The sequence below is a fragment of the Streptomyces fildesensis genome (assembly GCF_016107395.1).
GTDB classification, from domain to species: Bacteria; Actinomycetota; Actinomycetes; order Streptomycetales; family Streptomycetaceae; genus Actinacidiphila; species Actinacidiphila fildesensis.
Genome location: NZ_JAAIKO010000042.1, coordinates 1 through 26,605 on the forward strand (window position 1 = coordinate 1; position 26,605 = coordinate 26,605).

At 69.8% G+C, this 26,605-nt stretch carries 27 protein-coding genes and 3 pseudogenes; 12 read left to right on the forward strand and 18 right to left on the reverse strand.

The genetic code is table 11. From position 1 onward, the window contains the following. Nucleotides 1–191: 191 nt before the first annotated feature. Nucleotides 192–584 (reverse strand): nuclear transport factor 2 family protein, encoded by a 393-nt coding sequence (locus C6N31_RS34290; RefSeq protein WP_138352787.1) that lies wholly within the window; start codon nt 582–584, stop codon nt 192–194. A gap of 127 nt (nt 585–711) precedes the next feature. Between C6N31_RS34290 and C6N31_RS34295 the strand changes: the two genes are divergently transcribed. After that, nucleotides 712–1,167: a MarR family winged helix-turn-helix transcriptional regulator gene (locus tag C6N31_RS34295; protein WP_138352786.1), complete on the forward strand. Its 456-nt coding sequence runs from the start codon at nt 712–714 to the stop codon at nt 1,165–1,167. 100 nt (nt 1,168–1,267) lie between these two features. Here C6N31_RS34295 and C6N31_RS44475 read toward each other — a convergent pair whose 3' ends face one another. Both C6N31_RS44475 and C6N31_RS34300 read right to left on the reverse strand, forming a co-directional pair. Then, nucleotides 1,268–1,417, reverse strand: a complete 150-nt coding sequence (locus C6N31_RS44475; protein ID WP_232486013.1) for a hypothetical protein — start codon at nt 1,415–1,417, stop codon at nt 1,268–1,270. Further along, nucleotides 1,363–2,523 carry a L,D-transpeptidase gene (locus C6N31_RS34300; RefSeq protein WP_269288847.1) on the reverse strand — a complete coding sequence of 387 codons (1,161 nt, stop codon included), beginning with the start codon at nt 2,521–2,523 and terminating at the stop codon, nt 1,363–1,365. Before C6N31_RS34300 ends, C6N31_RS44475 begins: the two co-directional genes overlap by 55 nt. A 140-nt stretch (nt 2,524–2,663) precedes the next feature. Between C6N31_RS34300 and C6N31_RS44480 the strand changes: the two are divergent. Next, nucleotides 2,664–3,044: pseudogene (locus C6N31_RS44480) on the forward strand (helix-turn-helix domain-containing protein); the annotation flags it as partial. Here the strand turns inward: C6N31_RS44480 and C6N31_RS44485 are convergent. Beyond that, nucleotides 3,014–3,634 (reverse strand): hypothetical protein, encoded by a 621-nt coding sequence (locus tag C6N31_RS44485; protein WP_232486014.1) that lies wholly within the window; start codon nt 3,632–3,634, stop codon nt 3,014–3,016. The pseudogene C6N31_RS44480 and the gene C6N31_RS44485 sit on opposite strands and share 31 nt — an antisense overlap. Nucleotides 3,635–4,674: 1,040 nt before the next feature. Between C6N31_RS44485 and C6N31_RS34310 the strand changes: the two genes are divergently transcribed. After that, nucleotides 4,675–5,829 (forward strand): ferritin-like domain-containing protein, encoded by a 1,155-nt coding sequence (locus C6N31_RS34310; protein WP_307811577.1) that lies wholly within the window; start codon nt 4,675–4,677, stop codon nt 5,827–5,829. A gap of 765 nt (nt 5,830–6,594) precedes the next feature. Continuing rightward, complete coding sequence (locus tag C6N31_RS34315) at nt 6,595–8,082, forward strand: S1 family peptidase (protein WP_307811578.1); 1,488 nt, start codon at nt 6,595–6,597, stop codon at nt 8,080–8,082. Nucleotides 8,083–8,389: 307 nt separating this feature from the next. Here the strand turns inward: C6N31_RS34315 and C6N31_RS34320 are convergent, their stop codons facing one another. After that, on the reverse strand, nt 8,390–8,890 hold the full coding sequence (locus C6N31_RS34320; RefSeq protein WP_187145114.1) for an RICIN domain-containing protein: 501 nt from the start codon (nt 8,888–8,890) through the stop codon (nt 8,390–8,392). 455 nt (nt 8,891–9,345) lie between these two features. Between C6N31_RS34320 and C6N31_RS34325 the strand changes: the two genes are divergently transcribed. From C6N31_RS34325 to C6N31_RS34340, 4 genes and pseudogenes are all read left to right on the forward strand, one after another. Beyond that, a complete protein-coding gene (locus C6N31_RS34325; RefSeq protein WP_138352782.1) occupies nt 9,346–9,765 on the forward strand; it encodes a hypothetical protein in 420 nt (139 codons plus the stop codon). A gap of 262 nt (nt 9,766–10,027) precedes the next feature. Beyond that, nucleotides 10,028–10,879: a hypothetical protein gene (locus tag C6N31_RS34330; protein ID WP_187145113.1), complete on the forward strand. Its 852-nt coding sequence runs from the start codon at nt 10,028–10,030 to the stop codon at nt 10,877–10,879. An 870-nt stretch (nt 10,880–11,749) separates the two neighbouring features. Beyond that, nucleotides 11,750–12,265, forward strand: coding sequence for an RICIN domain-containing protein (locus C6N31_RS34335; RefSeq protein WP_187145112.1), 516 nt, complete (start codon nt 11,750–11,752; stop codon nt 12,263–12,265). 267 nt (nt 12,266–12,532) lie between these two features. Beyond that, nucleotides 12,533–12,859 (forward strand): annotated as a pseudogene (locus C6N31_RS34340) (GTP-binding protein); the annotation flags it as partial. 205 nt (nt 12,860–13,064) lie between these two features. Here C6N31_RS34340 and rpsN read toward each other — a convergent pair. Together rpsN and rpmB are read right to left on the reverse strand one after the other, a co-directional pair. Beyond that, complete coding sequence (gene rpsN / locus C6N31_RS34345) at nt 13,065–13,370, reverse strand: 30S ribosomal protein S14 (protein ID WP_138352778.1); 306 nt, start codon at nt 13,368–13,370, stop codon at nt 13,065–13,067. After that, nucleotides 13,370–13,606 carry a 50S ribosomal protein L28 gene (rpmB, locus tag C6N31_RS34350; RefSeq protein WP_138352777.1) on the reverse strand — a complete coding sequence of 79 codons (237 nt, stop codon included), beginning with the start codon at nt 13,604–13,606 and terminating at the stop codon, nt 13,370–13,372. Before rpmB ends, rpsN begins: the two co-directional genes overlap by 1 nt. A 69-nt stretch (nt 13,607–13,675) precedes the next feature. Between rpmB and rpmG the strand changes: the two genes are divergently transcribed. From rpmG to C6N31_RS34365, 3 genes and pseudogenes are all read left to right on the forward strand, one after another. Beyond that, nucleotides 13,676–13,840: a 50S ribosomal protein L33 gene (gene rpmG / locus C6N31_RS34355; protein ID WP_138352776.1), complete on the forward strand. Its 165-nt coding sequence runs from the start codon at nt 13,676–13,678 to the stop codon at nt 13,838–13,840. Nucleotides 13,841–13,875: 35 nt separating this feature from the next. Next, nucleotides 13,876–14,124: a type B 50S ribosomal protein L31 gene (locus C6N31_RS34360; RefSeq protein ID WP_138352775.1), complete on the forward strand. Its 249-nt coding sequence runs from the start codon at nt 13,876–13,878 to the stop codon at nt 14,122–14,124. Then, nucleotides 14,121–15,262 (forward strand): annotated as a pseudogene (locus C6N31_RS34365) (CobW family GTP-binding protein). The gene C6N31_RS34360 and the pseudogene C6N31_RS34365 overlap by 4 nt, the downstream one beginning before the upstream one ends. A 155-nt stretch (nt 15,263–15,417) precedes the next feature. Here the strand turns inward: C6N31_RS34365 and C6N31_RS34370 are convergent. Both C6N31_RS34370 and C6N31_RS34375 read right to left on the reverse strand, forming a co-directional pair. Next, complete coding sequence (locus C6N31_RS34370; RefSeq protein ID WP_198358987.1) at nt 15,418–16,359, reverse strand: M56 family metallopeptidase; 942 nt, start codon at nt 16,357–16,359, stop codon at nt 15,418–15,420. Nucleotides 16,360–16,372: 13 nt separating this feature from the next. After that, nucleotides 16,373–16,768: a BlaI/MecI/CopY family transcriptional regulator gene (locus C6N31_RS34375; protein WP_138352772.1), complete on the reverse strand. Its 396-nt coding sequence runs from the start codon at nt 16,766–16,768 to the stop codon at nt 16,373–16,375. A 144-nt stretch (nt 16,769–16,912) separates the two neighbouring features. Here C6N31_RS34375 and C6N31_RS34380 point away from each other — a divergent pair, with 144 nt between their 5' ends. Continuing rightward, the gene (locus C6N31_RS34380; protein WP_307811579.1) at nt 16,913–17,527 is read left to right on the forward strand and encodes a phosphatase PAP2 family protein; all 615 of its coding nucleotides are present in this window, start codon (nt 16,913–16,915) and stop codon (nt 17,525–17,527) included. Here the strand turns inward: C6N31_RS34380 and C6N31_RS34385 are convergent. From C6N31_RS34385 to C6N31_RS34425, 9 genes are all read right to left on the reverse strand, one after another. Then, nucleotides 17,516–17,710, reverse strand: a complete 195-nt coding sequence (locus tag C6N31_RS34385; RefSeq protein ID WP_138352771.1) for a hypothetical protein — start codon at nt 17,708–17,710, stop codon at nt 17,516–17,518. The two genes, C6N31_RS34380 and C6N31_RS34385, sit on opposite strands and share 12 nt — an antisense overlap. Before the next feature lie 164 nt (nt 17,711–17,874). After that, nucleotides 17,875–19,236, reverse strand: coding sequence for a sensor histidine kinase (locus C6N31_RS34390; protein ID WP_138352770.1), 1,362 nt, complete (start codon nt 19,234–19,236; stop codon nt 17,875–17,877). Then, entirely contained in the window at nt 19,233–19,910 is a 678-nt protein-coding gene (locus C6N31_RS34395; RefSeq protein ID WP_138352852.1) for a response regulator transcription factor, read from the reverse strand. Before C6N31_RS34395 ends, C6N31_RS34390 begins: the two co-directional genes overlap by 4 nt. A gap of 100 nt (nt 19,911–20,010) precedes the next feature. Further along, complete coding sequence (locus C6N31_RS34400; protein WP_198358988.1) at nt 20,011–20,853, reverse strand: COG4705 family protein; 843 nt, start codon at nt 20,851–20,853, stop codon at nt 20,011–20,013. Nucleotides 20,854–20,921: 68 nt separating this feature from the next. Then, on the reverse strand, nt 20,922–21,662 hold the full coding sequence (locus C6N31_RS34405) for a response regulator transcription factor (RefSeq protein ID WP_138352769.1): 741 nt from the start codon (nt 21,660–21,662) through the stop codon (nt 20,922–20,924). 85 nt (nt 21,663–21,747) lie between these two features. After that, nucleotides 21,748–24,408, reverse strand: a complete 2,661-nt coding sequence (locus tag C6N31_RS34410; RefSeq protein ID WP_138352768.1) for an ABC transporter permease — start codon at nt 24,406–24,408, stop codon at nt 21,748–21,750. Continuing rightward, complete coding sequence (locus C6N31_RS34415; RefSeq protein WP_138352767.1) at nt 24,405–25,145, reverse strand: ABC transporter ATP-binding protein; 741 nt, start codon at nt 25,143–25,145, stop codon at nt 24,405–24,407. The genes C6N31_RS34410 and C6N31_RS34415 overlap by 4 nt, the downstream gene beginning before the upstream one ends. Further along, nucleotides 25,142–25,867: an ABC transporter ATP-binding protein gene (locus C6N31_RS34420; protein WP_138352766.1), complete on the reverse strand. Its 726-nt coding sequence runs from the start codon at nt 25,865–25,867 to the stop codon at nt 25,142–25,144. The genes C6N31_RS34415 and C6N31_RS34420 overlap by 4 nt, the downstream gene beginning before the upstream one ends. Then, nucleotides 25,867–26,523 carry a hypothetical protein gene (locus tag C6N31_RS34425; RefSeq protein ID WP_138352765.1) on the reverse strand — a complete coding sequence of 219 codons (657 nt, stop codon included), beginning with the start codon at nt 26,521–26,523 and terminating at the stop codon, nt 25,867–25,869. The genes C6N31_RS34420 and C6N31_RS34425 overlap by 1 nt, the downstream gene beginning before the upstream one ends. Between the last annotated feature and the right edge of the window lie 82 nt (nt 26,524–26,605).

A 26,605-nucleotide genomic window follows, 5' to 3' on the forward strand; every position in this document is an offset into this window, starting at 1 on the left:
ACCGCAGGGTCTCGTACCAGAACTGGGTGTTGTCCGGGAACAGCAGCTGCTTCATGACAGTGTCCTTGAAGGTGAGGGAATGAGCAGGGCCGGGCGGGGGCGGCGGCGGGGTTGCGGTCGGCGTCTGAGCCTTCCGACGCCGGGGATCGGCACGACGGGGATCGACACGACGGGGATCGGCACGAGGGGGGTCAGCGGGCGCTGCCGAGGTCGCGGTCGGCCTCGGAGCCTGCGAGCAGCAAGGTGGTCTCCTCGATCCGGCGGAAGCGGCCGTCGGGCGCGAACTCGCCGAACACGTAGACCTCCATGCGGACCGTGGAGCCGTCCGTCTTCACGACCTCCATGGTGTGGCGGTCGGCGTACCGGTCGCCGTCCGCGAGTTCGTCGTGGACCTCGACCGAGCCGCCGGCCACGACCGTGCGCAGGTGGGCGATATGGGCGAGGAATTCGGTGCGATCCGCCCAGCTGCCGTCGGTGCGCTGGCGGTAGTCGGGGGCGAAGTGCCGCTCGGCGGCCTCGTCCAGATCCAGGCCCGGGGTGAGGAGCAGGTCGGTGAGGGCGGCGCGGATGTCGGTGCGGTTCATGGGATTTCCTCCGGTGTGGTGGTAGTGGCCCGCAAGGCGAGCACAAGAGATGCACGAGAGATGCGTGCTTCGAGCACGCTTATGACTGTACGGGGAAAGCGTGCTTCGCGCACGCTATTCTGAAGCGGTGACGAACACGACCGGCGACGACATCGCCCAGACCCTCGGGCTGCTCCTGCGGCGCAGCACCCGCACCCGTCTCCATACCCGCCTCACCGACGGCCTGGAGGAGGCGGTTGACGACCTCACCTACCCGGTCCTCAGCGGCCTGGCCCGCACCGGCCCGTGCAGCGCCGCCGACCTCGGCCGCGAGGTCGGACTGGACCGCACCACCGTCAGCCGGCGCGCCGACCGCCTGGAGCGGTTCGGGCTCCTCGAGCGCCACCCGGACCCGGACGACAGCCGCGCCACCCTGCTCACCCTCACCGACGACGGCCGCGCCGTCGTGGCCGTCACCCGGCAGCGACTCGCGGACGCCATCGAGGACTCACTCGCCAGCTGGCCGCAGGCCGACGCCCGCACCTTCGCCCGCCTCCTGCGCCGCTTCGTCGACGAGGGACCCTTCGCCGGCGACCACGACTGACCGTCACGGGCGGTGCGATCGAGCGGTCGAGCGGGCCAGCAGGCGGGCAGGCGGGCAGGCGGGCAGGCGGGCAGGCGGGCAGGCGGGCAGGCGGGCGGGTCTACCAGTTCGCCCAGGGGAGGTTCCAGCCGCCGAGCCCGTTGTCGGGGGCGACCGCCTTCTCCTTCGAGTGCACGACCTTGACCACGTCGCCGATCAGCGAGCTGTTGAAGAACGCGCCCGCGGCGGAGTTGTCGCTGCCGCCCTCCACGTCCTTGAGCGAGACGCAGCCGTGGCTGGTGTTGGCCTTGCCGAACGGTCGCCCTTGTACCAGTAGTTGCCGTGGAGGTAGGTGCCGCTGCTGGTCAGCCGCATCGCGTGCGGGACGGCGGGGATGTCGTACTCGTCGCCGAGTCCGACGGTCCGGGAGTTCATGTGGGTGACCTTCTCCTTGGACATGATCACCATCGTGCCGCTCCACGACGGGTGCTTCTCGTCGCCGAGCGTGGCGGGCACGGTGGTGGCCTTGCCGTCCCGGACGATCGTGAGCTGGTGCGTGGCGGCGTTCGCGGTGGACACCTGCGACCGGCCGATGGTGAACGGCTCGTCCTTGTCCACGTCGCCGTAGACGCCCGGTGAGACCTCGACGTTCTTCAGTCGGTAGTGGATGGTGACCTTGGTGCCCGGCTTCCAGTACTCGGCCGGGCGGAAGTCCAGCCGGTCGTCGCCGAACCAGTGGCCCTTCACCTCGGTGCCGTTGTCGGTCGCGAAGGTGATGCCCTTGGCGACGGCGTCCTTGTTCACGATCTTCTTGCTGAACTCCACCTTGACGATCATGCCCACGCCGTAGGTCCGGCCGTCGCCGATGTTGTCGTTCGTGGAGACCTGCCTGCCGGGCGTGCGTGTGGTGAACGCGGTGGTGGCGGCGGCCACGAGGCCGTCGGCGTCCGTCGCCTGGGCGTTCACCGTGTACGCCGTGCCGGGTGCGAGCGCGGCGGCGGGCTTCCAGCCGGTGCCGTCCGGGGTGAGCGAGCCGGGCACGGGCTTGCCGTTCTTGTCGGTCACGTCCACGGTGGTGAGCCTCCCGTGGGAGACCGACACCCGAAGCGCGTTCGGGGCGACGCCCTGGGCGCCGTCCTTCGGCTCGACGTCCAGCACCGCGGCCGACGTCTTCGGCACAGCCCCGCCTGTGGTCGTGGCGGCCGGGCCGCCTGCTGCAGCGGTGTCCGTCGCACGGGAGGCCTCGGCGCCCTCGCCGTGGGGGTTGCCGCAGGCCGCGGTCATCAGCAGGATGCCGCCCATCGTCAGAGCCACCGCGCCGCGGTGGAATCGGTCGCCGGTACGTATCGCGCGCCGGGCCGCCTGAACAGTGCTCACTGTTGTTGCTCCTTTTCGGTGATCACCGAAAGCTTGTCGGCCGCTTCGTCCCAGCAGCAACGGCCGGCGTCCGATCTGGGACGCAGGGACGCCTTTACCTGCTTTGAGCTGGGAAGACGTAACCTTCCTGGGACGCGTTAATGGGACGCAGGAACGGCGTGCCCGGCGGCGGGAACCGCGGGAGCGTGAGCGGGCGTGCTTCTGCCCCGGAGATCGCTTCACGGTGGTCCGACCGCAGGGGGACGCGACAGCGCCGAACCCGAGCACCGAACCCGACCGCCGAACCCGACCGCCGATGTCGGCCGGGGACGGCGGGGCGCGATCATTGCGGGACGCAAGAGCGGGGTGGAGGAACGGTGCCAGAGGGGTTCGGGGAGTTGAAGGAGCGGGACGAGATCGCGCTGCTGCTCGGGGAGCTGAAGAGCCGGTCGGGGCTCAGTTACGGCGCGCTGGCGAAGAAGCTGCATCTGAGCACCTCGACGCTCCACCGCTACTGCACCGGCGAAGTGGTGCCGACGGAGTTCGCCCCGCTGGACCACCTCGCGCGGCTGTGCAGAGCGACGCCGCAAGAGCTCGTCGAGCTGTATCGGCTGTGGGTCGTCGTCCACGCGGCGCGAGGGACCAGGACGTCATCCGGGTCCGAACCGTCCAGTCCGACGGGTCCGACGGGTCCGACGGGGGCGACGGGTCCGACGGAGGCACAGGCGGAGGCACAGGCGGGGCCGGAGGCGCAGGCGACACCGGACGGGAGAGGTGATGAGGCCGGACCGGTCCCCGCCGCCCGCGCCGAACCGGACCCTGTCCCCCGGGCGGTGCCGCTGCGGTGGCGGGTCCGCCACCGGGGGATGCTGGCCGCGGCGGCGGTCGCCGTGGTGCTGGCCACCATCGGGGCGGTCGCTACGGGGCTGGAGTCGGCCACCGGCAGTGACACCGATCCTGGGCGGGCCACGGCCGGCGGGTCGTCCTCCGGATCTCCGGCCGCGGGCGGCCTCGACTCGTCGTCGTCCTCCCCCGCGCTCGCCTCCGCCGGCGCGGGCCCGGGCGCGGGCGCGGGCTCGCCGGGGCCGAGCGGCGGGACGGACACGAGCGCTCCGATCAAGGTTTCGGTCAAGCCTTCCGGGTGGGACACCCCGTGCGATCAGTACCTGGTCGACCGCCCGCCGTCCGAAGTCCCTCGACCGCCCCAGGTGCCGGACGTGGCGGGCTGGGTCTCCCGGCTCGGCGCGGTTCCCGGCCCCTACCTGTCGATCGAGATCGTCGTGCAGGGCACGAGCAGGGACACCGTGGTGCTGTCGGGCCTCAACGTCCGGGTCGCCCGGATCGCGGCTCCCCTCGCCTGGAACGCCTATTCCATGGGCGAGGGCTGCGGCGGCGGAGTCGACGTCCATTCCTACGACCTCGATCTCGACGCGGCCCGCCCGCGGCCGGTCGTGACCGAGGGCAGCACCGGCCTGCCGCTGAAGGTGAGCGAGGGCGACCCGGAGGTCATCGAGATCACCGCCCGGACCACCGCCCACGACGTGTCCTGGTACCTGGAGCTGGAGTGGTCCAGCGGCGACCGGAAGGGGACGCTCCCCGTCGACCTCGGCCACGGCACGCCGTTCCGCATCAGCGCGGTGAAGGGCCGGCCGCTGTGGTCCACCCGATCGGCGGACAAGCCTGGGAGCCGAGCCCGTTCCAGCGGTGACAGCGAGCCGGCCCCGGACGTCCCGGTACTCCGGGGCCGGCCCCGGAACGACCGCTGCTCACCCGGCCTCCCCCACCTCACCTTCACCGAATCCACCGGCATCAACGCGCTCCTCCGCGCCAACCGCACCCTTCAACAAGCCGGTGGTCGAGTCGATCGGCCATCTTGCCGAAGAAGAGCGAGAGTCGTGTTGGCGGCGTTGTCGACTAAATGGCCCGTGGTGTGGCCGGGCAGGCCCGACGATAGGGCCCGCGCACCCCCAGCCCGCGGGTTCGCAAGGGGTTGCTGCGGACCTCCCCCGCAAGGGTGCGGCTTCGCCTCGTCTGGGCCGAACGGGTGGCAATTGCACCGCGCGGATCCCGCACCTCGGGAACGGGGACAACCGCTGCTAGCTTCGCGAACCTTCGGAAGACCCGAGGAGCCCCAGGAGCAGGCGGGGCCCACCGCGACGAGCGGAGACCACGGTGACAGGTACAACGAGCGACCCGGACAAACCGGAGGCTTCCCCGTTCAAGCGCAGGAGTTTCGTGGCGGCGGCAGCCCTGGCGGCCGCGCCGGTCTCGCTGGCCGGGCCCGCCGCAGCCGCGCACGCGGCCGGGCCGCCGCAGGCCGCACCGTTCGGGTCTGTCGCGCGTCTGATGGCTGTTCCCGCCATCGGCCGCGACGTCGGCTGGCTCAGGCAGGCCCTTCAGGTTGCGGTGGAACTCGAACTCTCCACTATCCCGCCGTATCTGTGCGGCTGGTGGTCGGTCAAGGACCGCGGCAGCGAGGTCGCGCGTCTGATCCGGCGGATCGTCGGCGACGAGATGTACCACCTGGGAGTGGTCTGCAACCTCCTGGTGGCTGTGGGCGGGCGGCCCCGGATCAGCGACGCCGCCCCCACCTACCCCGGCCCGCTACCCGGCGGCGTGCGCGCCGGAGTGAACGTCTATTTGTCGGGCCTGACCAAGTCCGTCGTCCACGACGTGATGATGGCGATTGAGGCCCCCGACGCTCCGCTCACCCGCAGCAGGGCCACCTCGCCGAGCGTTGCTGACTTCTACTCCACCCTGCAGCAGGCGTTCCGACAGGCGGCACCGGAACTGTCGGCGCGGGGGCAGCTGTCCGAACACATCGGCTCCGCCGTGCTGAAGCCGGTCGAGAACCTCGATGACGTCGAACGCTGCCTCGAAGTCATCAAGGAGCAGGGCGAGGGCACGATCACCTCCCCGGATGAGTCCTTCGGCGACGACCACCCGGCGCACTACTACGCCTTCGGTGAGATCTACCACGGACGGCGGCTGCTCAAGGTCGGCGCAAGCAGGCAGTTCACCGGCGCGCCCGTGCCCTTCCCCGACACCCGTCCCATGGCCACGGTCCCAGCCGGCGGCTGGCCCCACGCGTCAGTGCTGGTCCGGCGACTCCTCGACCACTTCGACACCACTTACCACGCCGTGCTCGACACCCTCGAAACAGCGTGGGATGGCGGCGACCCCAGCGCCCTGCGCGCGGCCGTCCACGCCATGCGGGGACTGGAGACCCCAGCCGTCGAATTGATGGAGATCGGTATCCCCGGTACCCCGGGGAATTACGGCCCCCAGTTCCGCCCGCCCCTCTCCTCCCGCCCCACCGGACAATGATCGCCGACATCCCGGCAACGGACATGCCCGCACAGGCCCAGCCGCTGGGCCGCCGCCACGCCGTAACGGAGTGTGCGCGTCCGCAGTCGACGCGATGACCCGGAGCGCCACCGCGACGTTCCAGCCTTCGGCGCCTCACCGCGACACCGCAATGGCGAACGCCCCGACGGAACGCCGTGTCCGCGGGTGTGCCGGCGTCCTGAGCCCTGGTGGTGGCCCTGAAAACCGCGGGCGACCGGCCGTACATCGACGGGACCACGAACAACTCACCGGTGCGCTTGGTTGTGGGCTACCACTTCCTCAACCGCTTCCCCCGGCTGGGGCTGACCCCCGCCGACAACGGCAGCATCAACTCCGTACCCGGCGGTCCCACCGCGATCGGCTCCGTGGCCGGGCGCCGGGAGAGGGCAGTTGAACCCCCATCCGATGGAACCGGCCGTCCGGGTCACAACGAACCCGCCCCGACGCGGCCCACGGCGGTGGCTCCCGTGGACGCTTGCCGCCCGCTCACACCGTCGGAAGCGTCGCGGCGTCCCGCCCTGCTCCGGGGACCGGGAGGCCCGGCGAAACGATCACGAACGCCGGTCAACTCTTCCGCGCGCGAAACGAATCGGCGGAGGGTAGGTGCTCACTGTGGCATGTGCCGGAATTCATCACAGTTTGAGTGGCCGTGAGGCCGACCCACACGCAGCGACGTACCACTGGGTGGCAAGCGTGCACAGGTGTTGAAGGAAACGCCAGGGCGGACGCCCGTGTGCTTCCCGCGTGATCCAGCTGGAGGTCCTTGAGTTGAGCCACCGACATGTGAACAAGCGGACCGGCGCCATCACCGGCGCCGTGGCGGCAGTTGTCGCCGGGGTGGCGATCCTGCTTCCCCACGCCAACGCGAGTACCAACACGCCACAACCCCCCGAGACGTTCTCCTCGCAGTCGGCCGCGATGCTCGCGGCATCCCTCGACACGGACCTCGGCGGCAGGACAGCGGGCTGGTACCTGGACACCCCCACCAGCCACCTGGTCGTGAACGTACTGAGCAACGACGACGCCCGGCGGGTCCAGTCCCAGGGGGCCATCGCCAAGGTCGTGCGGAACACCATGCCCGCACTGCGCGACGGCGTTCGCACCTTGAGCGACACCGCCTCGATACCCGGCACCGCCTGGTCCATCGACCCGAAGACCAACCAGATCGTGGTCCTCGCCGACCGGACGGTGACCGGCACGAAGATGGCCACCCTGACACGGGCCACGGACCGGCTGGCCGGTCTGGTGAGCGTCAAACGGACTTCGGGCGAGTTCACACTCTACGACGCGGGCGGCCGCCGCCAAGGCTCGGCCGGCGGCAACCCCCCAGCGGCCGGCGGTGGCTCCCCTGCGGCGGGAGGGGCGGGAGGCCAGGCGGGCGGCGCGAACACCGCGACGGGAGCTATCGGCGGCTCCGCCATCTTCGGTGGCCGAGCGCAGTGCTCACTGGGATTCAACGTCACCGTGCAGGGAGCGCCCGCCTTCATCACAGCAGGCCACTGCGGCAACGAATCGAAGACCTGGGCGGCCGATCAGGCAGGTAGTCAGCCGCTGGGCACCGTCGCGGACTCCCGGTTCCCCAAAACCGACTTCGCCCTGGTGACGTACGACGACCCGACCACGAAGCCGTCCAGCGCGGTCGACCTCCACAACGGCAGCACCCAGCAGATCACCCAGGCCGTGGACGCGGCCGTGGGCATGAAGGTGCAGCGATCCGGCAGCAGAACGGGTCTCAAGGACGGCACCGTCACCGGTCTCAACGCCACGGTCAACTACGGCAACGGCGACATCGTCAACGGACTCATCCAGACCGACGTGTGCGCGGAGCCCGGTGACAGCGGAGGCCCGATGTTCGCCGGTGACGCGGCCGTGGGGCTGACCTCGGGCGGCAGCGGTGACTGCCAGCAGGGCGGCGAGACCTTCTTCCAGCCGGTCACGGCCGCGCTCGCGGCCACCGGAGCCGTCATCGGAGCGGGCGACGCCGGTGGCAGCGGCAGCGCGGCCGGTGGTGGTGACGCGAACGGGAACGCCGCCGGTGGCGACAACGCGAACGGCACCGGCGCGAGTGCTGGTTCCGGCAACGCTACTGGTGGCGGTGACGCCAACGGCAACGACGCCAGTGCGGGTTCAAGTGCGGGTGCCGGTACGGGTGACGCGCACGGTACTGATGCGGGTGCTGGTTCCGCCACCGGCGCCACAACCGGCGCGGATGGTGGCGACGGACAGCAGTAGGTCCGCGGGGACCACCGGCTCCGGTCACCGGTGACACCGGAGCTCCACCGAACTGACCGCACGATGGAGCTGCGGTGACCGGCCCCTCCTCCCCTGGGGCTGGCCACCGCAGCGGCACCGTAAGCGAGCGCGCCCCACTCCTCCAGTCGGGTCATGTCTCGTTCCACACGCGCCGCCATGATGAGTCGTCATAGGCGATCACGTGGACTGGGTTGGTGTAGATGCCGACCGGCCCAGCAGCTTGTCTCGTGCGTGCCGGGTGGCGCCTTCGGGGGCGCCACCCGGCATGTGGTGTGCTGCGGCTCTCCTAGATGTAGTAGCCGCTCCAGTTCTGCTCGCGGGGCAGATCCGGGGCGCAGGACCACAGGGTGAGCCACGTTCCGCTGGCCATGTTGCCACCGTAGTTGGTGATGCACTTGCCACCGAAGAGGGTGAAGGTGTGGTCCTTGGTGGAGGAGAACTCCTGCGGAGATCCGTAGGAGTAGTCGCAGGTCCACAGAGTCAGGACGGCACCATTGACACCGCTTCCATTGCCCGAGGGGGTGAGGCACTTGCCGCTGACCTTGTGCACCAAGTGGTTACGGTCCCAGCCCCACTGCTGCAGGTTGCTGCCCGTGCAGTCCCAGGTGGTGATCTTGGTGCCGTTGGACGTCCCGTTGCCTTCCGGGGTCATGCAGTCGGTGATGACTGACCAGTCGTTGGAAACGACGCCCCAGTGGCTGACGGAGGCACTGGCGGGGGCGGCGGAAAGGGCGGAAAGACCGCACAGGGCCAGGGCTATGGTCAGAAGCGAAGCAATCTTGCGCATACGTTCCTCGTTCATGAGAAACCGGCACAGGAAGGCAGTGCCTGCGGTCTGTCCCCGCACGCCCGGCCCGGCTGCACCGGTACTGGAATGGTGTTCCCCTGCTTCGCGTCCCCGGCTCTGCAGGGGACGCGTGCAACCGCACGCGAGGGTGAGCTGGGCCAAGCTACAGTCGTGCTGCAGAATTTTGCAAGATCTTTTCCTGGGGAGCCGGCTCCCCACGGCCCGTACGCCGTGGTCCTGCCACGGATGGTGTCGGCACACCGCGAAGTCGCCCCCGCGGCCGACCATGAGCCCATGACCCAAAGGGAATGCGGGCACCACCACCCAACACCGCAACTCGCGAACCGGTCAGGGGGCTTAGCCGGTCCACGGTCGAAGGATGACGATCACAACTCCCGATACGCCCTAGCATGATCCACGACGCCGGATGTGCCGGCGTCAGGAAAGGCACGACAATGCGCATACGGAAGATCCTCGCCGCCGCCGCCCTGGCCGGCACCGTTCTGACCGCGGGCCTGGCGACCACCGGCATGGCCTCGGCCTCCACCCTGGCCGACTGCCAGGGGGGCCCTTACGTCTGCCTGTACTTCAACTCCAGCAGCAACGGCTACGGGGCCGTCTTCCACCAGTCGTCGAACATATCGAACTACGCGGGCTACCAGTTCGGCGAGAGCGCCTACGGAACCAATGGTGCCGGCGTCTCCGTCAAGAACCACGCCGCATCGGTCGACAGCTGGTACGCCGGCGCCTTCACCGTTTATTACAGCAGCGGCGACCGCAACTGCAGCTATGCCTGCCAGACCATCCCGGACTACGGATTCAGGGACCTCAACGCGCAGATGAAGAACAACAACGCGGCCGGCTTCTTCGGCTGAGCCGGAGCTGCCCCCGTCTGAGAAGCGACAGTGATCTCCGACCATTCGCACTGGCCGGAGATCACTGCAGCCCAACCTGCTTCCGCCATCCACACCTGCCTGTCTCGCCGAACCGAGAGAGATCACGCCTGTGCTCAGCCGCCCGCGTCGCTCCACCGTCCTCCTTGTCGCCCTGCCGCTGCTGCTGGTCGGCTGCACGGGCGCCGTCGCGGACTCGGAGCGCGGCACCGACGCACCGACCCGGGTCGTGGTTCCGCCCCCGGTGTCCGCCACGCCCGTGCTGGATTCGGCAAACAATCTGCCGCTGCCCCTGGACTCCTATCTGTTCAATCCGGAGCAGATGTTCACGGTCGAGAAGGCGCAGGCACGGCTTGGCGCGAGGTGTATGGCACGCTTCGGATTCAGTTACCCGCACTCGGCACCGCTTCAGCCGAGGCGCGGTAGCGATGCCCCGACCACCCGAAGGGACGGCCGTTACGGGCCGCAGAACGCCACCGTGATGGCGAAGTGGGGCTATCACTTGGAGGGCGGCGACGTGGGCACGAGCTCGGCGCCCCCCAGGCCGCAGCTCAGCCAGCAGATGACGGCCGCTCTGCGGGGTTCGTCCGACATGACGCAGAAGTTCGGTCCCGGCGGGCAGGTCATCAACGGCCGGACCGTGCCGAACCACGGCTGCGTCGGGGAGACCGTCAAGGAACTGACCGGCGCCGTGGACGGCAGAGTGGGCGATGCGCAGCTCGCGGAGGACCTCAAGTTCGGCACGCTGCTGAACTCCCAGCACGACGTCCGGACCCGGACGGTTTTCGCTCAATGGTCGCAGTGCATGAAGGGAAGCGGCTTCAGCTACCCGGACCCCGTGGCCGCGATGGGCGACAAGAAGTGGTCGGACACCCCCATGCCCACGCCGCATGAGATCCAGGTGGCAACGGCCGACGCGAAGTGTCGGCACAAGGCGAACCTGGTCGGCGTCTGGTACATCGTCGACTTCGCCTACCAGAAGCAGGCGATCGCCGAGAACGCCGCCGCTATGGCACAGATCAAGACCGCCCTGCAGGCCCAGGTGAAGGCCGCCACCGCGGCGCTGAACGGAGATCCGTTGCGGCAGGAACGTTGAGAGCGATCACGAAAGGTTCGCTACTTCTTTCGCAGGTGCATGTTGCCGGTCGGGTGGTCGGCAGCATCGAACACTGCGCTCATCTGGGCAGCCACCGCAGTGACCGTTGGATGCTTCGTGGCGAAGCCGGTGCCTGAGGCTGGCGGTCATCGCACGAATCGTCTCGAGTGCGGGCGGAAGGGGTGCGTCTGGTGACGTTGACAAGGCCCAGGCCCAGGGCAGTTGGGGCTGTGGAAATTACTGCCGGGCTCGCGGCCGTTCAGCAGGCCGTTGAGGTGCGTCGCGCGGCGGACGAGGAGGCGCAGCGGGCCACCGGCCGGGTCGATCGCCTACTGGACGGCCGCGATCGGCCCTCGTGAGGCGGCCCCGACCCCGAAATCCGCCTTTTGGACCCTGGAACCCTCGCAAAGTGGGGTTCCAGGTACATCGACACAGGCTTGTCACAGCGCTCCCAGCGATACCGTCAAGTCGGCCAAGCGGAGTGGGTGGCCGCCGTGTTTGAAGCGGGTAACTCACTTAGCGGGTGGGACTGCTGGCGCTCCACGGCAAGCCATCATTTGACGCGTAGGCCTTGATCAGGCACCCTAGCCTCTGTCAAATCGAGAGCCGCCCGGCGCTTCATGCAATGGGGCGGCAGCACATCGGGGGATGTCACCAAACGGGGAAATGCTTCACGGTCTCTGCCGTGTTCAGCGGCTCGGGGTGGAGCCGGAGGCGGCTCTTCGGAGCGTCGGTGCCGAGTCACGCGAGTTAGGTCGGTGCGACCAGGACGGGCCCACGCCTGTCCTGCATTCGTATGCCTGCTACCTACCTGAGTGCGCCTTCTCCGCTTGCATCCTCTGTAGAAATCAAGACTTCGAAGGATTTTCAGTGAAGAACACGACCAAAACTCTCGCGACATTGGCCGCGATGCTTTTCGCATGCATGATGGTCAACGCGACCTCTGCGCAGGCGTACATATCTGCCACGGGCTATCTCATCAACTACCCAGGCGGCGGTGTCAAGTGCGCCACTCCAGAGGGCAATAGCACCGCTAATGGAACCGCTCTCACGTTCTGGGACTGCACGGGCAGCGACATCCAGAAGTGGTACGTCGAGGACGGGTTCATCAGGAACCTGTCCAGCGGCAAGTGCGTGACGCCCCGGGGCAATGCGTATGCCACGAATGGTGCCGTGCTGACCTTGTGGGATTGCGGCAGCTACCGCAACGCGGCTCAGACCTTCAGCGTTGGTGACAGGGTCGACCTGCGGACGAACACTTTTACCACCTACGGGAACAAGTGCATTACCGGATACGGCAATGGCACTTCCAACGGCACGTACATGACCCTTTGGTCTTGTGCCAGCAACGTGCCGGCCACGCAGAACTGGGGCATGTACTACTAGACCCCTGGTGCAGTTGACGATGTGGCCGCGCGCGATGCGGTGCGGCCACATCGATAGGCCCCACCGTGCCCTTAACTCACGTGGGACGCCACACGATTGGGTGATGCCGGGCCGTTTGTCTAACGGCCCGCTCCGGGCGCATGCGGTGCGGTGGGGCCACGAGCCGCGTCGGCGGGCGGCGTCCCATCTCGGTACCGCCCGCCGTCCAGTGCCCGGCCCGCCGCACGGTGACCTCTTTGTGATGCCCGAGCCGTCTGAGCTCCTGCAGACAGCGGAACCTACGGATAGGTCCTGCGCTCCAAGGGCTTCTTCTGGCTGGCCACCCGCCCTCACGTGACGGGCCCGTGGTCACAGGCTGGGTCAGTGGCCCGCTTTGAGCGCTCCGGCGCCCGCGACGCGGAGACCACCCAGGGCCAGGGGCTGGTCTTCATCGGCACCGGGCTGCGCGTCGAAGCCCTGCAAGCAGCCGTGGCCGACTGCCTGATGGCCGACGGAGAGACGCTGCCGCCGGGCGACCCGTTCCCTGCCTGGGACACCTTCGGTATTGAAGAGACCTGCGAGGACGAGCACCTGGAGCCGGTGCCGCAGACCTGAAGACTCCGGGCTGGGCAGTGGTCGCAGCCACGGCACTGCCCAGCCCGGTATCGATATCCGTCCTTCCCGGCCCGGCACTCTGCCGGGCCTTCGCCTTGTCGCTTTCGTCGCGGTCAATCCGAGGCGTACAGCAAGCCCGGACCGCGCGTGGCCCCACGCCCCACCGGGGACGTGGGGCCACGCGCGCTCGCCAAGGATTCAGGCCCTACCAGGACGACTTGGTGACTCCCGGGAGGTGACCATCGTGCGCCTGCTCACACATGCGGATCCGGGAGAGCCCGAACTTCCGTAGATGCCCACGCGGCCGGCCGTCCACGCTGTCCCGGTTCCGTACACGGGTCGCGCTGGCATTAGGGGGCTGGTTGCGCAGCTCTGCCGAAGCGGCATGGCGCTCGGCCTGTGTGGAGGACGGACGCCGCACGACCTCCTTCAGCTCGGCACGCCGGGCCGCGTACCGCTCGACGATCGCCTTGCGCTTCTCGTTCTGTGCGATCTTGCTCTTCTTCGCCATCAGACCTTCACCCCTCGGGCGCGGATCCGGGCAACGGCAGCCTCAACGCCGATCACGTCGACGGTCTTGATCGCCCTCGCGCTCAAGGTCAGGCGGACATACCGGCCCTCGCCGGGCAGCCAGTATCGCTTGCGCTGGATGTTGGGGTCGAAGCGGCGGGAGGTGCGCCGGTGCGAGTGGGAGATGGTGTTGCCGAAGCCCGGCTGGGCCCCGGTCAGTTGGCAGTGGGCGGACAAGGTGCGACCTGCCTCTCTCTGAACCGAATCGTTTATTGAAAACGATTCCCATTCCCGTATAGTAGCGGCATGGCACGCAACGAGGTACGCCCGATCATCAAGCTCCGCTCCACCGCCGACACCGGCTACACGTACGTCACCCGCAAGAACCGCCGGAACGACCCGGACCGCCTGGTGCTGCGCAAGTTCGATCCGGTGGTGCGCCGGCACGTCGACTTCCGCGAAGAACGCTGACCCACCACCGCCACCGCAGCTCGAAGGACACCTCCATGAAGCCCGGAATCCACCCCGCCTACGGCCCCGTCGTCTTCCGCGACAAGGCCGCGAATTTCGCCTTCCCCACCCGCTCCACCGCCACCAGGGACAAGACGGTCGACTGGGAGGACGGCAACACCTATCCCGTCGTCGACGTCGAGATCTCCTCGCGGAGTCACCCCTTCTACACCGGTACCGCCCGCGTCCTGGACACCGCCGGCCGCGTCGAGCGCTTCGAGCGCCGTTACGGGAGGACGTCATGACCCTGCCGGTCGTCATCGTCGGAGGGCTCCACGCCGACGCCCGCAGGCAGGTCGTGGACCGCCTGCTGCACACCGTGCCGGGCAGCGTCGCACTCCACCACGACCTGGCCACAGCGGCCACGGGCACGGTCCGGCGCCTGATGCGTGACGCTTCGGGCGAACTGTCCCGGGACGAGACCCCGCTGGTCAACGACTGCGCCTGCTGCGCGCTGCGCGAAGACCTGCTGCCCGAGCTGGAACGGCTGGCCGACAGCAGCATGACCCGGCTGGCCATCGTCGAGCTGTGGGACTCCGTCGAGCCCCAGGCCATGGCCGAGGTCGTCGCACACGGCAGTGACGTACTCGACCTCACCGGCGTGATCACCGCGGTCGACCCCGCGCTCGTGCTGTCCTACCTCGTCAACGGCGACGACCTGGCCGAGGTGGGCCTGGCCGCGGCCCCGACCGACCAGCGGACCGTCGGAGACACCTGGGCACGGCAGCTGGAGTACGCACCCGTCCTCGCCCTCGTCGACGGCGCAGCAGCAGACGACGAGGACCGCGCCGTCCTCGCCCAACTCCATCCGACCGCGCCCGCCAGGTGCCCGCCGGATCCGGGGAACTGGCCCAGCTGGCCTTCGCCGGCTTCGACGTGGAAACCGCGGCCGCCGCCCAACATCCCGCCTGCGCCCTACTGCCCCAGGAAGCGGAGGAGGCAGGAGTCAGCACCTTCGTCTGGCACCGCCGCCGGCCCTTCCACCCCGAACGGCTCCACCAGGCACTGGAGGACCTCTGCTGCGCCGCCGCCCGCAGCAGGGGCCGCTTCTGGCTCGCTGACCGCCCGAACACCCTGCTGGCCTGGGACGCCGCAGGCGGCGCACTATCCGTGGAAAGCGTCGGACCCTGGCTGGCCGCTCTCCCGGATGCCGCCTGGGAGATGGTGCCGCCGATGCGCAGAGCGGCCGCCTCACTCGACTGGCACCCGGAACACGGTGACTGCTGCCAGCACCTCGTCTTCACCTCCCCCGGCCTCGACCGGCACGGCCTGGAACAACTCCTGGAGTTCTGCCTGCTCACCGACGCCGAATACGCCTCAGGACCCGAGGCGTGGAAGACACTCCCCACCGCCTTCGACTCCCTCCTCGACCCCGCCTCCTGAACACCCGGCATCGACAACCCCGGACACCGACGACCTCCAAGGAATCCACATGGCCCGCCGCCAGGCCGCCCACAAGCCGCTGAAGACCAGCCCCAATCCACTGGACCGGAGCGGTCTGCGTTCTTGATGCCGTTGACCGGATTCCCGGCCCCGGGTCAACCGCCCTTGGCCAGTTCCAGCAATTCGTGCAGATCCTGGGCCGCCTCCAGCGTGCACAACGCCGTTGCCGCCAGCACCGCCACAACGCCCAGCAGCACCACAGCCCGATTGCGCGGGGCAGGGGCGAGCAGGGCGGCAACGCGGCGGGGCACCGGTCCAGCGGCGGTCCGCTTGCGGTCCCGGCCGAGCAGTCCCAGCGCCGCGCCCGGCAAGCGGCTGCGGCTCGCACCGCTCCGGGCTGCCAGGGCTGCCTTACCCACGGTGCGGGCGACGCGACGGCGGTCGCCGATCACCCTGGCGGCGTGTTCGTCGGCCCACCGCTCCACCGTGTAGGTCACAGCCGTGGCTGCCGGGCGCAGCAGTGGATTGGCTGCGGCTGCCAACTGAACGGCGGCGGTGAACAGGTAGTGGTGGCCGCGTAGATGGGCGCATTCGTGGGCGAGCAGGACTGCGCGCTCGCCGTCGTCCAAGGCGGTGAGCATGCCGGTGGAAACAACGATGCGGCCGGGCAGCCCGGGCATGGCGAAGGCGTCGGCGGCCGGTTCGTCGAGGACGACCAATCGGTTCGTGCCGGGAAAGCAGGCTGCTTCCAGGGCCGCGTTGAACAATGCCCGCACGCGCCGCCACACCATGCGGGTCGCAGCCGTCGCCGCGGCGCCGAGGAGTACGGCGGCGAGCAGCCCAACCGCCCGGGTGGTGGGATCGTGGCGTTGCATCACCTGGAGCGAGTACCCGCCCAAGGCGGCGACAGGCGGGATCCGGACCACTGCGGCCAGTACGAGCAGCCCGAGGACCGTGGTGCTGCCGAGGGCCAGGACGACCGCTCCGACGGCGAGGATCCAGGTGGCCAGTCGCGGTTCCAGCCGCTCCGTCAGCGGCCGGACAGCGAGTGCGGCCAAGGCAGTGAAGAGCAGCGGCAGATAGACGGCGAGGCGCATCCGGGGGCGGTCCCTACTGGCCGGGGTCGAGTTCGGCGCCGAGCAAGCGGCGCAGCAACTGCTCGTCGTCGGCGGACAGATCGTCGACGAACCGGGTCAGGACCTTCTCTCGATCCGGTTTGCTCCCCAGGACCTTGTGCATCTGGCGTGCGGCCAGGCCCGGTGCATCGGTCACGGGGGCGTAGGCGTAGGCCCGGCCGCGAGGGGCGCGCTCCAGGACGCCCTTGGCGTGCAGCCGGGAGAGGATCGTCACCACCGTGCTGTACGACAGTCCGCCGCCGAGGCGCTCAGCCGCCTGCGCGGGGGTCAGCGCCTCCTCGGCGGCCTGCAGGATCGCCAGCACCTCGGCCTCCAGAGCGCCGTTGGGGCGCCGTCCGGCTGCCGGGGTCGCCGCGCCGTCGTCATTCATGATTTGGCTACCTTCCGTTCATCATCTACAGTCGCGTAGAACGTCTACGTGACTGTAGAAGCTGCTGGCGCCCCCGAGTGTGCCATGCCCTCCCGCGCCTGGCGAGCAGCCCCGGCGCCCGCCTCCCCCTGCAAAGGCATCCTCGTGACCGCAACCTCGTTCCAGGCCCTGGACGGCGCAGCCATCGACGGCGGCTGGTACACCACCGTCACCGACTTCGCCCGCGACACCCACTGGCTCAACGCCCCGATGCTGGCCTTCACCAGCTACGGAGCGGCGCTGTTCGTCGTGGCCCTGCTCGCCGGTTGGTGGATGGCCCGCCGTGCCGATGCCGCCGCGATGGCCGCGTCGCTGGCGGGCGGCATCGCCGTCGTCCTCGCCTACGTCGTCAACTCCGGCATCAAGGAAGTCTTCGTCGAACCGCGCCCCTGCCGCGCCCTGCCGCACGACTTCCTCGTCGAAGCCTGCCCACCGCTGAACGACTACGCCTTCCCCAGCAACCACACCACCGTCGCCTTCGCCGCCGCCACCGCGCTGCTGCTCATCCACCGGCGCCTCGGCGCACTGGCTCTCGTCCTCGCCGTGCTGATGGCCGCTTCCCGCGTCTACGTCGGCGCCCACTACCCCCACGACGTCATCACCGCCGCCCTGGTCGGCACCGCCATTGCCGCCCCGACCGTCCTCCTCGGCCGCCGCTACGGCGCCCCGGTCGTCGAACGACTCCGCACCAGCCGGCTGCGCCCCGTACTAACCCGATAGGACCGACGCAAGGACGATGGAGGAGCCGACCGTGCCGTACCCGAGGCCGCCTTTGGATTCCAGCTCGCTCAGGTAGTCACCCGCAGTCGCACCGAGCGGACGGGTCAGGACGAACACTGTCCAGAACAGGCCGAAATCGTCGTGCCTGCAGGGCTGGTGGACAGGATCACGCATAGCCATCATCGGGCACAGAGGATCAACGTGCCGCCACGCGCGGGCCTGATCACGCAGTGGTGGGCGAAAGCCTCCAGGATGGCCTTCCCCCTGGTTCGGCGCAGTCGTCGACTCCGGCGCCAGTATGAGGAGGGGCAGTGCCCTGACACCCCTCGGCTGCCCCGAGCCGCACGCTATCCGGCGGGAAGTGAGACCACGAAGCGGGCGCCGGTATCGGCAGGAGACACCGTGATCTCACCACCTGCCGCTCGCGCCAGGCGGCGTGCGAGTGGCAGGCCCAAGCCGGCTCCATCGTGCCTGCTGGCGGGATCGGCCCTGAATCCCGGTTCGAAGACGGCCCCCCACAGGCCGGCCGGAATCCCGGGACCGTCGTCGGAGACCGTGACCTCCACGTTCCGTCCGGGAACGGCCGCATACTCGATCGCTACGCACCGCACCGCGTAGCGGCGGGCGTTGTCCAGCAGTGGCACCAGGATCCGTTCCAGGAGCGGAGCGGAGACGCCCACAGTGGGCTGCTCCCCGTCGATTCCGGTTCGTACCACCACGGGTGGATCCTGGGGGTGGGCTTCGGCGCTGTGGCGCGCAACTTCCTCGATCGTCTCCCGCAATGAACACCGTCCGGATGTCTCGGAGCCGCGGGTGCGCGCTTCAGTGAGCAGCGTTTCGACGATGCCGTGCATGCGGGCTGCCCCGGACGCGATGGCCCGGTGCGCGGTCTCCTGCTCCTCGACGCCGCGCGGCCTGGCTTGCAGCCATTCGACCTCGGCGGTGAGAGCGGCCAGCGGGGTGCGCAGCTCGTGTGACATCTCACCGGTCAACTGCTGCTCATGCCGGAGCACCGCGGCCAGCCGGTCCAGGAGTGCGTCGAGTGTCCCCGCCAGGTCGGCCAGTTCCGCCGGGCGTCGCTCTGCTCCGAAGCGGTGACCGGCGTCCTCCCCGCTCCACCGTGCCGCCTGCCGGCTCATGACGCCGACTGGGCGTAGTGCCCGGGCCACGACCGCACGGGTCACCGGGTAGACACCCCCGAGTAGCAGCACCGCCAGACCGATCGACCCAATGAGCGCGGTCTCGGCCGTATGCCGGTACGGAGTGACTTCCACCGCTGCGACAACCGTGCCCACCTGGCGACCCCGGTCCCGGATCGGCAGTGCGTACAGTCGGAACGGAGCGGAGCCGGACGACTCGTCCGCGAACCCTTCCCCGCCGGCGAGCCGGTCGGCCCAGGCCTGCGGGCCGCCGGGCGGCGGCGGTCCTTCCACGACGCGCCGGCCCTGGTAGATCCAGATTCCGGTGTCCAGGACATGGTCGTCGGACGGTTCATGGACGGTGAGTGAGCCGTTGGACCGCACTTCGACGGTGGCGGCGACGGCGGCCGCACGCGTGCGCAGCAGATCATCGGCCTGCGCGCGCAGCCGCGCGTCGAGCACCACATTGAACGCGGCTGTGAGCAGCGCCACCCATATGGCGGTGCTGGCCAGAGCAAGCAATGCGAGCCGGCCGCGCAAGGTGGCCGGGCGGCGCGTGAAGCGTCTCATGCGAACCGGTATCCGACTCCGCGGACGGTGTCGATGCCCTCGACCGCGTCCACTTCCCGCAATTTACGGCGCAGCCGCGCCAGGAACTGGTCGAGCGTGTTGTCGCTGACGCTGGCGCCGTCGGGCCATCCCGTGCGGATCAGGGTCCGCCGTCGCACCACCGCGCCGGGCTCGGCCATCAGGCAGGCCAGGAGACGGAATTCGGTGGGTGTCAGGGATGCGGTGCGGTCGCGCACCTCGAGCAGATGCCGTGCCGGGTCGAGTCGGACCCCGGCGCCGTGCACCACGCGTTCGCTTCCGGTGCGCCGCACGGCCGCCCGCAGTCGCGCGGCGAGCTCGCTCATGTGGAACGGCTTGGAGAGGTAGTCGTCGCCTCCCGCGGAGAAGCCCGACAGTCGGTCGGTCAGTCCGTCGCGCGCGGTCAGGAACAGCACCGGTGCGACCAGGCCGCGGGCCCGCATGGCCTGGCACACGTCGCGTCCGTCGGAGTCCGGCAGGCCGACATCCAGCACAACGGCGTCCGCGTGGCCGGTGGCGGCAAGGGTTCGCAGTGCGCTGCGGCCGTCGGCGGCGGTCACCACTTCGAAGTCCTCCTCGCGGAGGCCTCGGGCCAGCACGTCCCTCAGCGCGTGATCGTCCTCGACGACCAGCACCAGGGGCCGCGTCCTGCGCACGACCGGGCCGGACCGCGCGCCGGGTTCTTCGGCCGGCTCGGCCCGGCGTTCGGACGGCGCGTCGCGGTGGGAAGGGGTGTGAACAGCCACGGGGTCAGTATCACCCGCCCTCGGAGGCACCCCGGACGAGGTCGCGCGCGACGGGTTCGGCGGCTCCGGGATCCGTCTGATCCTTACGGGTGAAGGACAGGAAGGCGACGAGAGCCGAGATCGTCACGAGGAAGAGCGCGCTGGTCCCGACCGTCCCCAGGCCGAGGCCGCCCTCGTCACCGGGCTGCGAGAGGTAGTCGCCCAGTGAGGCGCCGAGGGGGCGGGTCAGGATATAGGCGATCCAGAAGGCCACCACAGCGTTCAGCTTGATGCCGGTGTGCGCCAGTGCGACAAGAGCGATCAGCGCCCCGAACACGACCGTCGACACCCAGTAGCCCAGGCCCAGCTGCTCCGCGGTGAGATCGCCCGCGGCGGTACCCAGGGCGAACGTGAACAGGATGGCCGCCCAGTAGAAGGCCTCGCGCCGGACCGTGACGATGCTGTGGATGGACAGCGTCTTCTCACTCGCGAACCAGATCGCGAAGGTGGCGGCCAGCGCGATGGCGAACAGGACGGCGGTGGTCGCGAGGGGAACGCCGAAGTTGTCCGTGAGGTTGTCGGTGACCAGCGTGCCGACCACGCTGATCAGAACGACCGCCATCCAGTAGACCGCGGGCAGGTACTTCTTCGCCATGAACTGGAAGAACAGCGTGATGATCAGCAGGCCGGCCATGATGTAGGTCGTGTTGGTCAGGCCGAGGTCGAGATTGCTGTTCAGGAAGTCCGCTGCCGTTTCGCCCACGGTGGTGCAGAGCACTTTGATGACCCAGAAGTAGATCGTGACCTCCGGCACCTTGTTCAACATCTGGCGGCGCGTGGGCGCGGCCCCGGACCATTCCGTCGTGATCGTCATGGCGCGAGGCTGGCACGACGCACCTGAACAGAACCTGACTGTCCTTCCCAGCCGCCGTCGGCCGGGCGCTACAGGCTCTCCTCCGGTCTTTCGAGCCGGTAGCCGTGGCCTCGGAGCGTGGTGATCTCCAGCGGCCGTGTCGGGGCGGCGGCGGTGGCAGCGGCATGGTGCAGGCGACGTCGCAATGAGGCCATGGTGACGTCCAGGGTCTTCGTGGGGCCGAACCAGTTCTCGTCCCACACCTGCGCCATCAGGTCCTCCCGTGACACGGCCGCGCCCTGGTTGCGGCCCAGTACGGTCAGGAGTTCGAACTCCTTCGCGCGCAGCACGATTTCCACTCCGTTGAGCAGGCAGCGCCGTGCGGCGATGTCCAGGGTCAAAGGACCGATCACGAGGGACTCCGGGCCCTCCGGCGCTGTGGTGGGGCGTCGGCGCAGGTGTGCGCGGAGCCGGGCGAGCAGAACGGTCAGGCTGAAGGGCTTGACGAGGTAGTCATCAGCGCCCGCGTCCAGGCCGGCGATGACATCGATCTCGTCGGAGCGGGCGGTCAGGATGACGATGAGCAGATCGGGGTGGTCCGCGCGGAGGCTGCGGGCGACATCGATGCCGTCCATGTCGGGCAGGCCGAGGTCCAGGAGGACGACGTCGGGGAGAGCCTTGTGCGCTGCGCTCAGCCCGGAAGTCCCGGTGCGGCACCAGCTGGCGCTGTATCCGTTACCGAGCAGGCCGGTGTGCAGGTGGCGTCCGATGGTCTCGTCGTCCTCGATCACCAGAGCGGCGGGCCGGTCGGATGCGGTGGCCATGGGCATGCTCCGAAGCGTAGGGGTCGGGCAGGCAGGAGCAGGGCAGACACCAGGGAGAGCGTGGCGCCTGCCCCGCCGGCCGGGTGAGCCGTCAGAGTTCCCGCAGCTCCTCGACAGCCGGCCGGTGGGAGGCACGGGCCGCGGCCAGGGCAGCGGCTGCCAGCGCGGTCATGGTGATCAGCAGGGTCAGGCCCAGGTACTGCCAGGGCACGGCCACCGTGCTGGGCGGTGGGTCGAAGACCCCGGTCAGTACCTTGACGAGCATCTGCGACAACGCCCAGGCGATGACGGCGCCACCGAGCACTCCGCCGGTGAGTACGGCGGCGGCTTCGCTGAGCACCAACCCTCGCAGCTGTCGTCTGGAGGCCCCGAGCACCGTGGCGATGGCGAAGGTGCGGCGGCGTTCCGCCAGGCCCAGAGCCAGCACGATGCCGCCTGCCGCCGCGGCCAGCAGGATCGCGAAGGCGAGTTCGATCCGGGTCAGTCCGGCGAGGTCGACCGAGGTGAGGCTGGAGCCGACCGCGGTCCGTGCCTGGGTGACGTCTGTGACGCTCGCCCTGGTGCCGAGTTCGCTGCGCAGCTTCGCGGCCACGTCCCTCTGGTGGGTGCCGCCGGTGTCGACCAGGAAGGCGCCGACCGCGTCACTGCCGGTGGCCTTGGCGATGTAGTCGGCGTTCGCGACGAAGAAGCTGTCGCGGGGGGCGGTCGGGAATTCCTTCACGATGCCCGCGTAGTGGAACGCCACGGTGCGGAACTGCTGTGTGCGACTGTCCTGCAGGCGCAGATTCAGCAGGTCGCCGGGGGCGAGCTGGAAGTCCTTCACGGTTTCGTCGCTGACCAGAACGGAGTCGGGCCGGGCGGCAAGCCGCTGCATCAAGCTCTGCGCACTGCCGCCGGAGAAGTAGGCGTCCTGCAAGGAGGTGGCAGAGGCGATCGTGGACGACCGCACTCCGTAGAGGTCCTGCAGATCGGATCCGATGTACGCGAACCGGTGCTGCAACGGCTCCACATGCCGCACTCCGGCGACCGAGGCCAGAGCGCTCGCGCCGCCGGGTCCGGTGGTGGAACCCGGTGACTGTGTGACCGTGACGTCCGCGCCGTTGGTCAGCTGGGCATCGATCTCCGACTGCTGGCGGTATGTCGCGTTGAAGGTCGCGGTGGAGGCTGCGAACGAGACCGCCAGCGCCAGCAGCACCATGGACCGCGCCAGCGGACGGTGCCGGCGCGACATGCTCGCTGCGGCCGCCCCGGCCAGCGTTCCCGTCAGCGGCCTGACCAGCCGGACCAACGGCCGGCGGCCGTGGGCCAGAACCATCGTTGCCAGCCGCCACAGCAGGAGCGAGGAGCCCAGCCAGAGCAGGGCCGGGCCCAGGAAGGCCCAGTAGGACACCGAGATGGCGGCCACGCCTTCCGGAGCCAGTACCAGCGCGTAGTTGTTTCGGCTGGACGCCCGGAAAATCAGGAGGGAGACCACCAGCAATACGACGTCCAGACCCCACCGCATCCACAGTGCATTGCGGCCGTGCCTGACTGTGTGCCGTGCCTCGGCCACGGTGCCGGCCCGCAGATCCCGCAGAGCGGGCAGCAGCACGGCGCCCGCTGCGATGACGAGTCCCAGGATCAGGGCGAGGGCGGACCATGTGGCGGCCGAAGCGGTGGTGGCGCCGAACGACGCGGTGCCGAAGGCCAGCCGCCCGGTCAGCGCGGCAATTCCGATCCCAACCGCGCCGCCGGCCAGACCGACCACACCCGCTTCCACCGCGGCGAGCCTGGCCACCTGGCGGGGGCGCAGCCCCCTGGTGCGCAGCAGTGCCTGCTCCCGGCGACGGCGGTCGGCTCCCGCACCCGCCAGTGCCGCGGTCAGCAGGGCGGCCAGGACGGCTCCGGGGGCGCCCAGGAACAGGAAGAGGATCTGGGCGTAGACGGCGTCCTGGCGGGCCGCGCCGAGGGAGGCGCCTAGGTTGTCGCCCACGAGTACTCCGCCGGACAGGTGCGCTTCGAGGTTGTGCGCCGCACTGGTGACCGCCGAGTACGCGGCGGCGGGGTCCTGCGGCAGGCGCGCGTCGCGGGACACATGGATCTGGGTGGTGACAGCGGCCGGGTCCACGGCCTTCACCGGGGTCGTCAGGGTGCTGAACAGGGCGGCCGGAAGCAGGATGACGTTGTCGGGCGGCGCGGAGGGCTGCGTCTGGGGCGGGGCACCGACCTTCTGGAACAGCGAGTCCGCCTGCGGCAGGTCGACGACACCGGCCACCGTGACGGACACGGGGCTCGCGCCCGGCCGGCCGATGCGCACCGTGTCGCCCGGTGCCACATGCAGGTTCGCGGCCGTCTGCTGTGCCAGCAGCACGCCGTCGGCTGCTCCGGTCAACTGCCGTATCTCGCGCGGGAACGCGGACCGGTAGCCTTCCGGGAGACCGAGCAGGACCCCCGAGCCGGTGCTCTGTACCGAACCCGCGACCGTGGCCTGGAAGCCGGTGCTGCGGGCGAAGCCGACCGGCAGCGCGGTCCGTACACCCGCAGCGGCGCGGACCGTGCCGAGTACGGTGGCGGGATCGGCACCGGGCTGCACCTCCACCTGCCAGTCGACGGCGACCGAGTGGACCGCGCGGGCCGTCATGGTCGACTTCGACGCGGTGAGGAACGAACCCAGCGCGGACATGAGTGCCACGGCCAGCGCGATGCCCAGCGCCGTGACCAGCAATCTGCCGCCACGCCGCCGCAGCAGGCCGGCCGACCAGGTGACGATCATGGTGTGCCTCCCCGGCCGGTGTCGCCCGCGGTCGGCGGACCGGAGTCGAAGGGAACGGTCAGCCGGCCGTCGGACATGGTCCAGCGCGCCGGGAACCGCTCACCGACGCTGGGGTCGTGCGTGCTGACGACCAGTGCGGCGCCGATCCGGTCGGCCACGCCCAGCAGGACGTCGACGATGTGCCGGCCGGTGACGCGGTCCAGCTGACCGGTGGGTTCATCGGCCAGCACCAGTCGGGGCCGCAGCGCCAGCACACGGGCGATGGCGACCCGTTGGGCCTGGCCGCCGGAGAGTTCCTGGGGAAGCTTGCCCATCAGATCGCCGGCTCCCACGAGGTCGAGGGCTTCGAGTGCCCGCCGCCGGGCCTCGCCCTCGGGCCTGCCGGCCAGGACCAGCGGGAGACCGGCGTTCTCGGCCACGTCCAGGTTGTTGATCAGACTCGGGCTCTGGAAGACGACCCCGATGTCCCGTGCGCGCAGTCCACCGTCCATGGTGAGGCCGGGCCAGGTCACCGTGCCGCCGGTCGGCCGTTCCAGGCCGGCCATCAGATGGAGCAGCGTGGACTTCCCGGACCCGGAGGGGCCCATGACAGCGATCCGGTCGTGCGCGCGCACCAGGCAGTAGGTGCCGTGCACCGCGACCACGGCGCCCGCTCCCCTGCCGAAGGTCCGGGCGACGTTCTGGCAGCTCACCAGTACCGTGGCGGCCGGGGCTTGGGCCACGGTCGGGGCGTTCATGACTCGATCCTTCCGTCGCGCAGACCGATGACCCGGTCGGCGATCCTGACGACCTCGGGGCTGTGAGTGACCACGAGGACCCCGCGTCCGTCCTTCGCACGGTCCCTGAGCAGGGCCAGTACCCGCTGTTCGGTCTGTCCGTCGAGTTCACCGGTGGGCTCGTCGGCGAGCAGGATGTCCGGGTCGTTGGCCAGGGCGACCGCCAGTCCCGCACGCGCCAGTTCACCGCCGGCCAGTTCGTGCGGCAGTGCCCGTGCCCGGCTGCTGAGGCCCACCTGCTCGAGGAGGCGGTCGGCGTCCGGCGCCGGACCTCGGCTGCGTCCCGCTGCCATATGGACGAGGCGAATGTTGTCGCGGACACTGAGGTGCGCGATGAGGTTGCCGGACTGCAGCAGCACGCCGATGCGGCGGAGCCGCGCCCGGGCCCGCTCGGCTTCCGGACGGTGGCTGATGCGCTCACCGCCGACATGCACCACCCCGCCGGCGGGCTCGTCCAGCCCTGCCAGGCATGCCAGGAGGGTGGATTTTCCCGATCCGGAGGGGCCCACGACGGCGACCGTCTCCCCTCGGCCGACGTGCAGGCTGACCCCGCGCAAGGCGAGGGTCTCCTCCTCCCCGGAGCGGAAGAACCGGTAGAGGTCCCGTGCGTCGAGGACGTGGGGCTCGTCCTTGCCCTTTCCCTTGTCCTCGTCCTTGGCCGGGGCGGGCGCGGTTCCGCTCATCACTGCCACCGCAAGGAATCGGTGACCAGACGCCACGGGTCCACGTTGTCGGCATTGACGGGACCGGACAGCGTGATGACGATCTCGCGGCTGCCCTGGTGGAAGGCGTACCGCTCGAAGGCGTCCCGGCTGACCTTGCCGGTCACCGGGTCGGGAGCGGAGTTGCCCTGATAGGTGAGCAGCACGGCCTGACCGGCCTGCCGGGAGACCAGCGAGGCCGATCCCCGGGCGAACGCGGGGACCTCCCGGGCCAGCTGGGGCACGACCGCCGACTCGGCCGCCTGCACTGTGGGGGCGGTCGGGGCGGCGCTCTGCGACACCTCGATGCGGTTGAGTTTGTCGGTGAAGACCGTCACTGTGCCGGTCCGGGTGCGGGCCCAGCCCTCGGGCACCTTGACCTGGAAGCCGCCTCCAGCCGGGGCGTAGGCGACGTACGCCTGGTTGTCGGGGATGTCACCGGGCGGATTGGACTCCACCGGAGCCGGTGTCTGGCTGCCGGAGGAAGCGCCTGGGGCGGCGGGGCTGGAGGCGGTGGAAGGGCCGGCGGTCGTGGGTACGCTGGTCGTGCCCTTGGCGCCGCCGGAGCCGCCGCATCCGGCGATCGCCACCGCAGCCAACAGGGCAGCCGTGACGGTGAGGGAGCCTCGCAAGGTCATGATGGCCTCCACAGGGGGATGACTGCGATGACCACGACGCTAGGGACCAGGCGGCAAAACCCCGGCGCAATGAGGGTTAGAC

What these genes read in the sequence shown, in the direction of transcription:
- C6N31_RS34290 (WP_138352787.1), bottom strand. Translation starts at nt 584, where the DNA reads ATGAACCGCACCGACATCCGCGCCGCCCTCACCGACCTGCTCCTCACC.
- C6N31_RS34320 (WP_187145114.1), bottom strand. Translation starts at nt 8,890, where the DNA reads ATGCGCAAGATTGCTTCGCTTCTGACCATAGCCCTGGCCCTGTGCGGT.
- C6N31_RS34325 (WP_138352782.1), top strand. Translation starts at nt 9,346, where the DNA reads ATGCGCATACGGAAGATCCTCGCCGCCGCCGCCCTGGCCGGCACCGTT.
- rpsN (WP_138352778.1), bottom strand. Translation starts at nt 13,370, where the DNA reads ATGGCGAAGAAGAGCAAGATCGCACAGAACGAGAAGCGCAAGGCGATC.
- rpmG (WP_138352776.1), top strand. Translation starts at nt 13,676, where the DNA reads ATGGCACGCAACGAGGTACGCCCGATCATCAAGCTCCGCTCCACCGCC.
- C6N31_RS34360 (WP_138352775.1), top strand. Translation starts at nt 13,876, where the DNA reads ATGAAGCCCGGAATCCACCCCGCCTACGGCCCCGTCGTCTTCCGCGAC.
- C6N31_RS34370 (WP_198358987.1), bottom strand. Translation starts at nt 16,359, where the DNA reads ATGCGCCTCGCCGTCTATCTGCCGCTGCTCTTCACTGCCTTGGCCGCA.
- C6N31_RS34375 (WP_138352772.1), bottom strand. Translation starts at nt 16,768, where the DNA reads ATGAATGACGACGGCGCGGCGACCCCGGCAGCCGGACGGCGCCCCAAC.
- C6N31_RS34385 (WP_138352771.1), bottom strand. Translation starts at nt 17,710, where the DNA reads ATGATGGCTATGCGTGATCCTGTCCACCAGCCCTGCAGGCACGACGAT.
- C6N31_RS34390 (WP_138352770.1), bottom strand. Translation starts at nt 19,236, where the DNA reads ATGAGACGCTTCACGCGCCGCCCGGCCACCTTGCGCGGCCGGCTCGCA.
- C6N31_RS34400 (WP_198358988.1), bottom strand. Translation starts at nt 20,853, where the DNA reads ATGACGATCACGACGGAATGGTCCGGGGCCGCGCCCACGCGCCGCCAG.
- C6N31_RS34405 (WP_138352769.1), bottom strand. Translation starts at nt 21,662, where the DNA reads ATGCCCATGGCCACCGCATCCGACCGGCCCGCCGCTCTGGTGATCGAG.
- C6N31_RS34410 (WP_138352768.1), bottom strand. Translation starts at nt 24,408, where the DNA reads ATGATCGTCACCTGGTCGGCCGGCCTGCTGCGGCGGCGTGGCGGCAGA.
- C6N31_RS34415 (WP_138352767.1), bottom strand. Translation starts at nt 25,145, where the DNA reads ATGAACGCCCCGACCGTGGCCCAAGCCCCGGCCGCCACGGTACTGGTG.
- C6N31_RS34420 (WP_138352766.1), bottom strand. Translation starts at nt 25,867, where the DNA reads ATGAGCGGAACCGCGCCCGCCCCGGCCAAGGACGAGGACAAGGGAAAG.
- C6N31_RS34425 (WP_138352765.1), bottom strand. Translation starts at nt 26,523, where the DNA reads ATGACCTTGCGAGGCTCCCTCACCGTCACGGCTGCCCTGTTGGCTGCG.